At 73.6% G+C, this 12,980-nt stretch carries 8 protein-coding genes; 6 read left to right on the plus strand and 2 right to left on the minus strand.

Annotated features, from left to right (window positions below; translation table 11 throughout):
* The first annotated feature begins 413 nt into the window (after positions 1-413).
* The 3 genes from IE180_RS21315 (at position 414) to IE180_RS21325 (ending at position 4,782) form a co-directional block, all read left to right on the plus strand.
* Positions 414-1,685: a PP2C family protein-serine/threonine phosphatase gene (locus IE180_RS21315; RefSeq protein WP_190158521.1), complete on the plus strand. Its 1,272-nt coding sequence runs from the start codon at positions 414-416 to the stop codon at positions 1,683-1,685.
* Positions 1,686-2,131: 446 nt separating this feature from the next.
* Entirely contained in the window at positions 2,132-3,151 is a 1,020-nt protein-coding gene (locus tag IE180_RS21320; protein ID WP_190158522.1) for a DUF389 domain-containing protein, read from the plus strand.
* Positions 3,152-3,585: 434 nt separating this feature from the next.
* Entirely contained in the window at positions 3,586-4,782 is a 1,197-nt protein-coding gene (locus IE180_RS21325) for a globin domain-containing protein (RefSeq protein ID WP_190158523.1), read from the plus strand.
* A 624-nt stretch (positions 4,783-5,406) separates the two neighbouring features.
* Here the strand turns inward: IE180_RS21325 and ppdK are convergent.
* Positions 5,407-8,109, minus strand: a complete 2,703-nt coding sequence (gene ppdK / locus IE180_RS21330) for a pyruvate, phosphate dikinase (RefSeq protein WP_190158524.1) — start codon at positions 8,107-8,109, stop codon at positions 5,407-5,409.
* A 932-nt stretch (positions 8,110-9,041) separates the two neighbouring features.
* Between ppdK and IE180_RS21335 the strand changes: the two genes are divergently transcribed.
* The 3 genes from IE180_RS21335 (at position 9,042) to IE180_RS21345 (ending at position 11,657) form a co-directional block, all read left to right on the plus strand.
* Positions 9,042-9,755, plus strand: a complete 714-nt coding sequence (locus IE180_RS21335; protein ID WP_229860723.1) for a molybdopterin-dependent oxidoreductase — start codon at positions 9,042-9,044, stop codon at positions 9,753-9,755.
* Positions 9,739-10,407, plus strand: a complete 669-nt coding sequence (locus IE180_RS21340) for a cytochrome b/b6 domain-containing protein (RefSeq protein ID WP_190158525.1) — start codon at positions 9,739-9,741, stop codon at positions 10,405-10,407. The genes IE180_RS21335 and IE180_RS21340 overlap by 17 nt, the downstream gene beginning before the upstream one ends.
* 380 nt (positions 10,408-10,787) lie before the next feature.
* A complete protein-coding gene (locus IE180_RS21345) occupies positions 10,788-11,657 on the plus strand; it encodes a universal stress protein (RefSeq protein ID WP_190158526.1) in 870 nt (289 codons plus the stop codon).
* 216 nt (positions 11,658-11,873) lie between these two features.
* On the opposite strand, the gene IE180_RS21350 is transcribed toward IE180_RS21345, so the two are convergent.
* On the minus strand, positions 11,874-12,599 hold the full coding sequence (locus tag IE180_RS21350) for a response regulator (protein ID WP_190158527.1): 726 nt from the start codon (positions 12,597-12,599) through the stop codon (positions 11,874-11,876).
* Positions 12,600-12,980 lie beyond the last annotated feature (381 nt).

Consider the following 12,980-nt stretch of genomic DNA (forward strand, 5'->3'; position numbering starts at 1 on the left):
CTCACCGGCGACCCCGCCGACGCCGCCGGCGTCGGCCTCACCCTCGAACCCACCGGAGGCTCCCCCCGGCCCACCACCGACCCCCTGCTGCTGATGGCCCTGCCCACCTGACCGGCCCCCCCGACCACCGGGGTGCCCGCACCGAACGGTGATCGAGGTTCCCCACCGGCACGGCTCCCCCGCCGGAGGCACGTCGCCTCCCCAGGTACCGCCCACCACCTCGGCCGCGCAGCGAGGCCGCCCGACCACCCGAACCAGCAGGCCCCCGCCCTCCGCTCCCCCGTCGATCCCGATCCGTCCGCTCGTCCGCGTCCGGAGCGAGGCGGGCAGGCCCCGGCCGAGGGTCGAACGGCCCGTACCGGCGCACCACGACAGGCCCACAGCCCGCGCACGTGCCATGGTGGAAGCAACCCATGACCGACGAGAGCCGCAGGTACGCGGCAGGTGACAGCGTGAACGGACCCGGGCACGACTACCACGCCGTCTTCCAGGCCCTTCCCGCCGGTGCGGCACTGCTGACGCCGGACCTGGTGTACGTGGACGTCAACGAGGCATATCTTCTCCTGTCCGGCCGGACCCGGAGCCAGCTCATCGGCCGTTTCCTGTTCGACGTCTTCCCCGACAACCCCGGCGACCCCGCCGCGACCGGCACGCGCAACCTGTACGTCTCACTGCGCCGGGTGGCGGCCACCGGCGAACGCGACACGATGGCCCTGCAGCGCTACGACGTGGAAGACCCTGAAAGACCCGGGGTGTGGCAGGAGCGGTACTGGAGCACCATCAACGTCCCCGTCCTCGCCCCCGACGGCAGCGTGGCCCTGCTGCTGCACCGGGTCGAAGAAGTCACCGAACTCATCCGCGCCCGCGGCGGCCGGTCGGGCGGGGACCGCGCGCGGGTCATGGAAGCCGAGCTCTACACCCGCGCCCGCGAACTGCAGGAGGTCAACGAGCGCCTGCGCAAGGCCCACGCCCGCGAGCGCGAGGTCGCCCTCCACCTGCAGGAGGCGATGCTGCCCACCCCCCGGCCGCTCGGCCACCATCGCGCCGCGGTGCGCTACCGGCCCGCCATGGGGGCGCTGAACGTGTGCGGCGACTGGTACGACCTCGTCGACCTGCCCGACAGCGGCCGCACCGCTGTCGCAGTCGGTGACGTCGTCGGCCACGGCCTCCGCGCCGCCGGCGTCATGGGCCAGCTCCGCAGCGCCCTGTCCGCGGCCTCCCGGGTGGCCACCGGCCCCGCGCAGGCCCTGGAGGTCCTCGGCCGGTACGCCCGCTCCGTCGACGACGCCGAATCCACCACCGCCGCATCCGTCTTCATCGACTGGAACACCCACACCCTCACCTACAGCAGCGCCGGCCACCCCCCGCCCGCCCTGTGCCGTCCCGACGGCGAGGTCGCCTTCCTCGACCAGGCCACCGATCCGCCGCTCGGCGCCCGGCCCGAACACGGCCCCCGTCCCCAGGCCCAGACCGCGTTCACCGACGGCTGTGTGCTCGTCCTGTACACCGACGGGCTCGTCGAACGCCGCCACGAGGACATCGACACCGGCCTCGCCCGCCTCGCCGACTCGATCGCCCGACACCACGCGGCTGACCCCGACGTCCTCGCCGACGCCCTCCTGGCCGACCTGATCCCCCCTGCGGGTCTCACCGACGACACCGCCTTGATCGTCATGCGGCTGTGACGCAGGCCTGCGGGCCGTACGGGCAGCGAAACCCGCCCTCTCGCCGTACGGGGCCCACGGCGCTCCGGACGCGCGACGCCCTGGGAGCGTTCCCGGACTCCGCGCCCCCTCACTCCCCGGTAGCCCCGGGGCGCCGACGTACTCGCGGGGCCCACGATCGAACCGTACGACATGACGCCTCCCGTGAGAGGGACCGCGCTGAAGGACTCGCATCCTCAGGAAAGGTGACGGATGGCGTTTCGGGTCCTCCGTACGGGCGCGTTCGCGGGTCCGGCCCCCGTGCCTCCGGTGGTCGCGTCCGGTCCGGTCGGGGCCCTGCCGACCGGCCTCGTGCGGAAACGCCTCTGCGGGGCCGTGCCCCCGCATGGCGGCGTGACACGGCCGGACCGCGCCCTCGACGATAAGGACCGGCACACGCACCACACCCCAGGAAGGGGCGGTTCCCCTTGAGCAGCGTCGACGCGGCCGCTGCCCGGCGAATGGCGGACTCGCTGTTCATCGAGCGCGCCTGGCACAGTCCGAGTTCGTCCCGCTTCTGGGTCCTGCTCGTGCTGGCGTCCGTCATCGCGGGTGCCGGCGTGGTCGGGGACTCCACCGCCACGGTGATCGGCGCGATGATCGTCGCCCCGCTGATGACACCGATCCTCGGGACCGCGCTGGCCCTGGTCCTGGCCGACCGCCCGCACGTCGTGCGCAGCGCGCTGCTGGTACTGGGCGGCGCGGTGGCGGTGGTGTGCATCGGGATGCTGCTGGGCTGGATCGTCTCGTCCCCGGACGCCTTCGCCTCCAACAGCCAGGTGTCCTCCCGGATCAGCCCCCGCCTGATCGACCTGCTCGCCGCCCTGGCGACCGGAACCGTCGGCGCGTTCGCGCTGGTGCGCACCGACATCTCCGACGCCCTGCCCGGCGTCGCCATCGCCATCTCGCTCGTGCCGCCGCTGGCCGTCACCGGCCTGCTGCTCACGGTGCACCGGTACCACGACGCCGGGCAGTCCGCACTCCTCTTCGCCACCAACGTCGCCGCCATCGTCACGACCGGCACCCTCGTCTTCCTCGCCTACCGCGTCCGGGACGCCGCCCGCGCGGCGGGGCTGGCCGTGGGCGCCTTCCACGGCCGGACCCTCGCCGCGATCGCCGTGGTCCTGCTCCTCGTCGCCGTCCCCCTGACCACCGGGACGATCTCCGTCGCCCGCGACCGCTCCCTGGCGGCTGACGCCCGGCCCGTCGCGGACCGCTGGGCCTCGGCCGGCGCCTGGCAGGTCGCCTCCGTCGACGCCCGCAACGGCGTCGTCCTCGTCGACGTCCTCGGCCTGCCGCCCCAGCCCGCCCCCACCGCCCTGCGCGCCGCCCTGGACCGGGCGGGCATGAGCGATGCCGACCTTCAGCTGCGCCTGGTCGGCGGACGCACCCACTGGTGCCCCGCGGGCACCACCACCTGCACGGTGGAGAAGACCCGCACCGGCTGAGACCGTCGAGGGGCACCGCGTCACTCGCCTGCCCGGCCTGGCGGGTCGGCCGGTGGGTGATCAGCAGGCGATCGGGCGGGCGAGTGCCGGTCTCGCGGGGGGGGCGGGCGGAGCGGTCGGAGTCCAGGCCGGCGATCACGAGGTCGGGTCTCGGCGCAGCTCTCGCGGCGGCCGGTGAACCGCTGCGGCGGCCGAGGCTGCCTGAACTCGCCGGAGGCACGGCCCGAGCGAGCCCGACTCGGTCGTCGTGTCCCGCGCGGGGGCCGCTGGTCCCGGCTCGTGCGGCCCGGACCGGACCGGAAGGCCCTGACCACCGGGACCATGGTCCCGCGTCCTGCGTGCGAGAGGGGCGAAGCGGTCGTGAGCTGTTAGACCAGAGGGTGCCTGCCGCTGCCCAGCGGCGACTCTTCTCCGCTTCCTCTCTCAGGAGTGTCATGCTGTCTGCCGAGTCGGCCTCGCTGATCCGGGCCACCCTGCCTGCCGTCGGCGGGGCACTGGATGAGATGACCACCCGCTTCTACGCCACGATGTTCGCCGAGCACCCCGAACTGCTGGACGGGATGTTCAACCGCGGAAACCAGGCCAGCGGCGCACAACGCCGCGCGCTGGCCGGGTCGATCGCCGCCTTCGCCGGAGCGCTCCTGGCCGACCCCGGCACCCGACCGGACGCCCTGCTCGCCCGCATCGCCCACAAGCACGTGGCCGTCGGCGTCACCGAAGACCAGTACACGATCGTGCACAAGTACCTGTTCGCCGCCATCGCGGACGTCCTGGGCGAAGCGATCACCCCGGACGTCGCGGCCGCCTGGGACGAGGTCTACTGGCTGATGGCCGGGGCCCTCATCGCCCAGGAAGCGCGCCTCTCCGTCGAAGCACAGGTACGCCCCGGACACCCCTGGCGGCAGTGGACCGTCGTCGAACGCCGCCAAGAGACCCCCGACACCGTCTCCTTCCTGCTGCGCCCCGCCGACGGCGCCCCCGCTCCTCGCCCCCGGGCCGGGCAGTACGTCAGCGTGCGCGTGCGGATGCCCGACGGAGTGCACCAACTCCGCCAGTACAGCCTCTCCTCGGCCCCCGGCGACCAGCTGCGCCGCATCACCGTCAAGCGCGTGACCGGCGGAGGAGCCCCCGACGGCGAAGTGTCGAACCTGCTGCACCGCACTGTCGAGACCGGTGACGAGCTCACCCTTTCCGCCCCCTTCGGTGACATCGTGCTGGACGATTCGGACACGCCGCTGGTACTGGTCTCCGCCGGTATCGGCTGCACCCCGATGGTCTCCATGCTCGAGCACCTGGCGTCCGTCACGCCCACCCGCGCCGTCACGGTCCTGCACGCCGACCGCTCACCCGCCGACCACGCGCTGCGCGCCGACACCCGTCGGCTGATCGACACGCTGCCGGATGCGCGCGCCACGTTCTGGTACGAGCACGGCGCGGTGGAAGAGCCCGGCTCCGAGGCGGGGTTGATGGACCTCGGTGCGCTCGAACTGTCCGCCGAGGCGAGCGTGTACCTGTGCGGTCCGCTTCCCTTCATGCGCGAGGTCAGGGCGCAACTGCTGCGCGGCGGAATCCCCGCCCGCAACATCCGTTACGAGGTCTTCGGCCCCGATCTGTGGCTGGCCGACGCCTGACGACCGCCGACCGCCACGGGACGGAGAACGGTTCCACCGCCGACATCGCCCGTGTCGTGGCCTCCGTGCCGGGGGACGAAGGACTGGAGACGGGCCCGCGGCCGCCCTCGGAGGTGGCGGACGCGGCGCCCTGCGAGGCGGTTGTGATCGGCGGTGCCCTCTACGTCGTGCGGCGTCGTACCGACGCCCGCGGCCGCTGCGCGGGACGGGAACCGGATGTTCGGCTGCTGCCCGATCCGGGCGGACCCGGAACGCCGGCCGTGATCACGGCGGGATCCCTCCTCGACGGCCGGCTGCCCGCAGATGCTCGTCCGGCTGGGCCACGGCCCTGGGGTTCCCGCGCCCCGCCGTCCGGTGCGAGACGCACTCGTCCTCGCCCGAGGCGTCACGACCGGTGCGTCACCGGTGGTGGTCGACGATGTGACGCCCGGTCACCCGGCCGGGCGTCGGAGGTCCGAGCGCCCCGGGCCCTACGCCCGCGGGCGGGGAAACCGGTCTGCGGCCGGTCGGGCATGACAGCCCACTCCCTTCGCCTGCGGTGAGTCCGGCGGCTCGGGCTCCCGGTCGTGCACCCGTGCGTTCTCACGCCAGGCACCGGTCTTCTTGCCGCACGACGAAGAAGGGTCAGCGACTGTCCCCGCCTGTCGTCGTCGGCAGGGCGGCGCGCCCGGCTTCAAGACGTGCGACGGGGACGCGGAAAGGCGAGCACGAGACGTAGTCCAGGCCGGCGTCGTGGAAGAAGTGGACGGACTCGGGATCTCCGCCGTGTTCTCCGCACACCCCGATCTTCAGCTCCGGCCGTGCGGCGCGCCCTTCGGCGACCGCGATCCCGACCAGTCGGCCCACGCCTTCGCGGTCGATCGTCTCGAACGGGGAGGTCGGGAAGATTCCCTTGTCGAGATAGGCCGAGAAGAAGGCGGCCTCGACGTCGTCGCGGGAGAAACCCCAGGTCGTCTGGGTCAGGTCGTTCGTGCCGAACGAGAAGAAGTCCGCGTCCTCGGCGATCCGGCCGGCGGTGAGAGCGGCCCGTGGGAGCTCGATCATCGTGCCGACCGGGCAGTCCACGGTGATGCCGCTGCCGGCGGAGACGCGCTCCAGCACGTTCTCCACTTCCGCCCGCACCAGCCGGAGCTCCTCCACCGTGTCGACCAGCGGCACCATGATCTCGGCCCGGGGGTCGCCGCCGGCCCGTCTGCGGGCCACGACGGCCTCGGCGACGGCGCGTACCTGCATGGCCACGAGCCCGGGAACGACGAGGCCGAGCCGTACGCCGCGCAGCCCCAGCATCGGGTTCTCCTCGTGCATCCGGGTGACCGCCGAGAGCAGGTCGATCTCCCGCGGATCGGGCGTCCCGCCCAGGGCCTCCTGCCGGGCGAGGCGTACGGACAGCTCGGTGAGGTCGGGCAGGAACTCGTGCAGGGGCGGATCGAGGAGCCTGATGGTCACCGGCAGGCCGTCCATCGCCTCCAGGATGCCGATGAAGTCCTGGCGTTGCAGCGGCAGGAGGGCGTTCAGGGCCGCTTGCCTCTCGGTGTCGTCGCGCGACAGGATCATCGCTTCGACCAGAGGACGGCGCTCTCCGAGGAACATGTGCTCGGTGCGGCACAGACCGATGCCCTGAGCCCCGAACCGCCGGGCGCGCGCGGCGTCCTCGGGTGTGTAGGCGTTGGCCCGCACCGCCATGCGCCGGGCCTGGTCCGCCCGTCCCATCAGCCGGTGGACATCGTGCACGACCTGGGGGGCCGACGTCCCGGGCGGGCGCCCTCCGTCCTCGAAGTACCGCATCACCGCAGAGTCCACGAGGGGCACGGCGCCCAGGTACACCGTGCCCTCGGACCCGTCCACGGAGACCACGGTGCCTTCCCGCACGGTGACCGAGGACGTCGAGAAGAGCCGCTGCCGGGGGTCGACGGTCAGGCCCTCGGCTCCGCACACGCAGACCTTGCCCATGCCCCGGGCGACGACGGCCGCGTGGCTCGTCTTGCCGCCGCGGCTGGTGAGCACGGCCTCGGCGGCGATCATGCCGGGCAGGTCGTCGGGGGTCGTCTCCTGGCGTACGAGGACGACCTTCTCCCCGTCTGCGGACCGGCGGACCGCTTCGGCGGAGTCGAACACGACCGCCCCGACGGCGGCACCGGGCGAGGCGGGGATTCCCCGGGCGAGCGTCTCCCGAGTACGGGAGCTGTCGAAGCGGGGGAACATCAGCCGCGCCAGTCCTTCGCCGTCGACCCGGGCCAGCGCCTCCTGCGGGGAGATCAGCCCCTCGTCGACCAACTGTCCCGCGATGGCGAAGGCGGCCTGGGAGGTGCGCTTGCCGACGCGCGTCTGCAGCATCCACAGGGTGCCGCGTTCGATGGTGAACTCGATGTCGCACAGGTCCCTGTAGTGGGCCTCCAGCCGCCGCATGCAGTCGCGCAGCCCGGCCAGCGAGCGGGGGTCCAGGCTTTCCAGCTCTTGGAGGGGCACGGCGTCGCGAATGCCGGCCACGACGTCCTCGCCCTGGGCGTTCTGCAAGTAGTCGCCGTAGATGCCGGGCTGTCCGGTGGCCGGGTCACGGGTGAAGGCGACACCGCTGCCCGAGTCGGGGCCGAGGTTGCCGAACACCATGGTCTGGATGTTGACGGCGGTGCCCAGGTCGTCGGGGATGCGTTCGCGGCGCCGGTAGATCCGCGCCCGTTCGCCGTTCCACGAGGTGAAGACGGCGCCGATGGCCCGATGGAGCTGCTCGGCGGGGTCCTGGGGGAACTCCTCGCCGGTCTCCTCCAGGATCAGGTCCTGGTACGTGTCGACGAGTCTGATCAGGTCGCAGGTGTCCAGCTGGGTGTCGTCGGCGGCAAGGTGCTGCTTCTTGATCCCGGCGAGGACCGCTTCGAACCGAGCGCCGGGGACCCCCATGACCGTGCTGCCGAACATCTGGACGAGACGGCGGTAGGAGTCCCAGGCGAAGCGCTCCCGTTCGGGGGTCTTGCCCAGGCCGAGCACGGACAGGTCGTTGAGGCCGATGTCCAGGATGGTCTCCATCATGCCCGGCATGGAGAACCGGGCGCCGGAGCGGACCGAGAGCAGCAGCGGGTCGTCCACCTGGCCGAGACGCCGCCCCGCCGCGTGTTCGAGCGCGGCGAGGTGCTCGGCCACCTGACCCTCCAGTTCCGGCGGGACCTCACCGGTCTCGAGGAAGATCCGGCAAGCGTCCGTGGTGACGGTGAATCCGGGTGGCACGGGCAGACCCATGCGGGCCATCTCGGCGAGGTTGGCGCCCTTGCCGCCCAGCAGGTCGGCCATGTCCCGGCTGCCCTCGGCGAAGTCGTACACGTACTTCGGCTCCATCACACCGTTCCCTTTCTTGATGGCGGCCGGGAGTCCCCGGATGCCCGGTCGATGCGGTTCGGCTGTCCCCGGGGGCGGGGGCGGGCCGCCGCGCGGTGCCGTACGGAACGGGCCATGGGCCGCTGCGGTCCCCCAGCCGCGCGTGCCGGTGCCGGAAGCCGACCACGGCAGCTGAACTCCGCCGCCTCGACCGGGCACCACGCCGCGCGCTCCGCCTCCTCACGGCGCTGCCGCCCGCGCGCAGGGACATCGCGGACGCCTACGGGGGCCCCGCCAGGGCCGGGGGCATGCCTGCTGCGTTCATGGTTCTCCTGAGACCCGTGCGAACCGGTGGTTTCAGGCTGACACGTGACCGGCCGGGGCCGCAGGGCTGCAGGGGGCAAGGCCCGGGGCCAAAGGTCCCGCCGACCGGCCTCGGGGAATCCGGTCGGGCCTTCGGCGGCGGCCCGGCGTGGGCGCGCCTCGCTCCGGAGGACGGCCGCACCTCGCCGGAGCTGCGGCCGGAGGTCCTTGCTCGGGGCGAGGCCGCGCCGAGCCCGGCACCGTTCCCGGCCGCGCGGCGCCCCGCCCCGCACCCCGCCTGTCTCGTCCACGGTGGCCCCGGCGCGTCCAGCGCCCTGCGTGACCGCGTCGACCACGAGCCGGGCCGGACGGAGGTCGTCCCCCGCTCCGGTGAGGCCGTCCTGGTCGGCTGACCGGGGCGCCCGGCCGGTGGCGTCCGCGCGATGCCTTCGTCCCGTTCGCCGCCCGCCCGGCGCGGGCCGGTGAGGGAGCGGTGGCCAAGAGGGCGGGGAGGCCTGGCGTGGGCACGGCGGGTGCGGCTCTCATCGATCATGGAGTTCCTGACGCCCTGTGATCGTGGAGATGACGAAACTCTGACGGACCGGCGCCGACCCTGGCCGTGAGCGAGGAGAACTGGTCGTATCGGGGGCGTGAACAGCTCAGTGGAACACTCCCGAGGCACCCCCGTGGGCCGCCGCGTCGTGCTCGGCCTGCTCGGGCTCGGCGCCGCCGGCGTCGTGGCGGGGCCGTACCTCCAGCAGGCGCAGAGCGCTGTCGCCGCCAAGGACCCGACCGGGCTGACCGGTCTGCTGCCGGGCGGCGGCGGCTTCCGGTACTACTCCGTGGTCCCCTCCGTGCCGACGCGCACCGAGCAGACCTACGAGTTGACCGTGGACGGCCTGGTCGAGCGCCCGGCCCGCTTCCGCCTGGCCGACCTGAGGGCCATGCCGCAACGCCGCATCGTGCGCGACGTGCAGTGCGTAACCGGCTGGCGGGTGCCGGAGACACCGTTCGAGGGCGTGTCCCTCGCGGACCTGCTGGACGTCGCGGGGGTCCGGGCCGGGGCCGGGGCGGTCCGCTTCACCTGTTTCGACGGCACGTACACCGAGAGCCTCACCCTCGACCAGGCACGTCGTGACGACGTCCTGGTGGCGCTGCGGATGCGGGATGCTCCGATCTCCCATGCGCACGGCGGGCCGGTGCGGCTGTACGTGGCGCCGATGTACTTCTACAAGTCCGCCAAGTGGCTGTCGGGCATCACGGTCACCCCGACGGTGCGGCCGGGCTATTGGGAGCGGTACGGGTACGACGTCGACGCCTGGGTCGGCCGGTCGAACGGGCGGGACGATGCGCCGACCGCCTGACCCTGACCGCCTGCTCCGCTTCGCCCGCCCCGTGCGCTGGACACATCGCACCACCGCCGCCCTGATGCTGACCTGCCTGGCCACCGCCGCCTGCCTGTACGTGACGCCCCTGGCCGAACTGGTCGGGCGCCGCCGCCTGATCGTAACGGTGCACGTGTGGTGCGGACTGGCGCTCCCCGCGCCCTTGCTGTGCGGGCTGGCCTTCCGGACGCTGCGCGCGGACGCCACCCGGCTCAGCCGGTTCACCCCGCTCGACCGGGTGTGGCTGAGGGCGGTGAGGGCGCGTGCCCCGTACCGCCCGGCGGGCAAGTTCAACGCCGGGCAGAAGCTCTTCGCGCAGTGGACGCTCGGAACGATGCTGGTGATGCTCGGTACGGGGCTGCTGATGTGGCTCCCCCACCTCGCGCCGCCGTCGTTGCGGACCGGTGCGACGTTCGTGCACGACTGGCTCGCTACGGCCGTCGCCGCGGTGACGGCCGGGCACGTCTGGATGGCGGCGCGCGATCCGCAGGCCCGGCTCGGGATGCGTACCGGACGGGTGGACCGCGACTGGGCCGCGCGGGAGCACCCGCAGTGGCGGCAGGGAGGCCCGACGGAGCTGACGCGGCATCAGCCTCCGCGGGCGGATCCCCGGAGGGACGCCCCCCGGTAGCCCGGTGCGGCCGCCCGCCACACAGCCCCGGCTCGCCCGTGGCCTCGGCGGGAAACGCCTCGGCTCCGCCGTGTGCTCGCGGCGTCTTTCGTCCTTGCCGCAGGAGGCGGGAAGTACCCGCTGGGGTGGCTCGGCCGCCCCGCCCGTCCTGGGCGAACGCGGTCGGTCCGGAGGTTCCGCGCAGGGGGCCGGAGGCCCCGGTCGTGGGCCGGTGGACCTCGCGGTCGCCCATCACCGGCCGGACGGCGACGACGCCGTGGCCGAACGGCCAGGAGACAGGGCCGATGGGCCCTCGGCGGATCGCGACCCCTCGCGGATGCTGAGGACAGGAAAGGGCGGCCGGAGCGGCCAGTCCCGTCGAACCGTATGGAGGCACCCCCATGACCAGCGCCATCACCGTAGGAGTGGACGGTTCCGCGGAGAGCCTGGCGGCGGCCGACTGGGCGGCGCGCGAAGCCGTACTGCGCGGGGTGCCACTGCGCATCGTGCACGCCTGGCTCTGGCAGCCGCTGGACGTCTCCGTCGTCCAGGACGGGGAGAGGCAGGCCGAGTACGCCCGCACGGTGCTCCGCGAAGCCGGGACGCACGTCGCGGAACGGCACTCGGCTCTCCAGGTCACCGCCGAAGTGGTCCAGGACACCGCGGTGGCCGCTCTGCTGAGGGAGGCCGAAGCGTCCGGGATGCTGGTGCTCGGTTCGCGGGGACACGGGGCGTTCGTCGGATTCCTCCTCGGCTCCTGCGGCCGGCAGGTGATCGCCGCCGCGAAGCGGCCCGTCGTCTCCGTGCGCACCCGTGACGGGCTGACGCGGACGGAGGGCGGCGAGGTCGTCGTGGGCCAGCAGGGCACGCCGGAGGACAGCGACGCGGTGCTCGGCTTCGCCTTCGAGGAGGCGGCCGCACGCGGCGCGGCCCTGCGGGCGGTACGGGCCTGGAGCCTGCCGCCGGTCTTCGCCTGCAGTCCCGGCTCGATGATCGCCGCGAACGAGGCCGGAGCGCTGGAGCCGTTCGAGGAGAAGGCCCTGGCGGAGGCGCTCGCCCCGTGGCGCACCCGGTTCCCCGACGTCCCGGTGACCGGGCACGTCGAGATCGGCAGCGCGGGACAGGTGCTGCTGTCGGCCGTGTCGAACGCGCAGCTGCTCGTGGTCGGCCGGCGGACGCGCCGCGCGCCCGCCGGTACCCGCATCGGATCGGTCGCCCACGCAGCGCTGCACCACGCCCCCTGCCCCGTCGCCGTCGTTCCGCACGACTGAGCACCCCGCTGCGGAGCGTGCCGCGGCCGGGACGGCACGCGGTGACGCCGCCGGACGGCCGGTACGTGAAGGGGCCCGACGGTTGGCTGCCGGGCCGGTGACGTCCCTCGTACGCGGTACGCGGGGGACGCACGCATCAGCCCCCGCCCGGCACCCGACGGGTACCGGCCAGGGGCCGCGTCGTCGGCTCGTAGCCGTGTGCGGGGGCGGTCGGCGTCAGCTCCGCCGCCGGCCGTCGCGCCCGGCCGAACCACCCTGGTCGCCGTGGGCGGCCAGGGCCTGGGTGGCGATGACAGCAGCCTGCACGCGGCGTTCCACGCCCAGCTTGGCCAGCAGCCGGGAGATGTTGTTCTTGACCGTCTTCTCCGCCAGGTAGAGCCGCTTGCCGATCTGTCGGTTCGTCAGCCCCTCCCCCACCAGTGCGAGGATCTCCCGCTCCCGGTCCGTCAGTCCGGGAAGTCCTTGCGGCCGCTCCTCCCGAGGGGATCCGCCACGAAGCCGGGCCATCACCCGGGCCGTGGCGCCGGGATCCAGCATGGACTGGCCGGAGGCCACCGTACGGACGGCGGTGACCAGGTCGGTGCCGGTGATCTGCTTGAGGACGTAGCCGGACGCGCCGGCCATGATCGCGTCGAGCAGCGCCTCTTCGTCGTCGAACGACGTCAGCATCAGGCAGGCCAGATCGGGCATGCGCGAGCGCAGCTCGCGGCAGACGCCGACGCCGTCCCCGTCGGGCAGGCGCACGTCGAGGACGGCGACCTGCGGGCGCAGCGCGGGCACCCGCACCAGCGCCTGCTCGACCGTGCCGGCCTCTCCGACCACGGTCAGATCGGGCTCGGCGTCCAGCAGATCATGCACGCCGCGGCGCACCACCTCGTGGTCGTCGAGAAGGAAGACCCTGACCGGTTCCTTCTCGGTGAGGCCGCCGCCGCTGTCTGTCATCGCACACTCCGTGTTCGCCGAACGCTCCGCCCCGAAGGACTCCCCACGCATCGTGCCGTGCGCGCGGGACCGTCGCCCAGGGCCGGATGGCCCTCATACCCCGGCCGGGATCCGCGAACGCCCCACCCGATGCCGCGAAGCCCCGTGCCGGGGCCGACGATCGCGGTCCGAACGCGACGGCGGGCACCCGTCGGCGCCACCGTCGCGTTCGGCCCCATGTTCCCGCCGACACGACGGGGCACGGCCACGAGGGACCTTCGGCCCCCTGGGTACGGGCCCGCTGGACCTGCTGCCCTCACTCGCGCCCTGATGGACTTCCTCGCGTCGGCACGGCCGGGCCAACCGGGGCCCCGGGACGCCGCCTGGACCGAGAAAGCAGGG

Source organism: Streptomyces litmocidini (assembly GCF_014649755.1).
Taxonomy (GTDB): Bacteria; Actinomycetota; Actinomycetes; order Streptomycetales; family Streptomycetaceae; genus Streptomyces; species Streptomyces litmocidini.

Bases quoted from the DNA above. Each gene is read 5' to 3' on its own strand.
- IE180_RS21315 (WP_190158521.1), top strand. From the start codon at position 414: ATGACCGACGAGAGCCGCAGGTACGCGGCAGGTGACAGCGTGAACGGA.
- IE180_RS21325 (WP_190158523.1), top strand. From the start codon at position 3,586: ATGCTGTCTGCCGAGTCGGCCTCGCTGATCCGGGCCACCCTGCCTGCC.
- ppdK (WP_190158524.1), bottom strand. From the start codon at position 8,109: ATGGAGCCGAAGTACGTGTACGACTTCGCCGAGGGCAGCCGGGACATG.
- IE180_RS21340 (WP_190158525.1), top strand. From the start codon at position 9,739: ATGCGCCGACCGCCTGACCCTGACCGCCTGCTCCGCTTCGCCCGCCCC.
- IE180_RS21345 (WP_190158526.1), top strand. From the start codon at position 10,788: ATGACCAGCGCCATCACCGTAGGAGTGGACGGTTCCGCGGAGAGCCTG.
- IE180_RS21350 (WP_190158527.1), bottom strand. From the start codon at position 12,599: ATGACAGACAGCGGCGGCGGCCTCACCGAGAAGGAACCGGTCAGGGTC.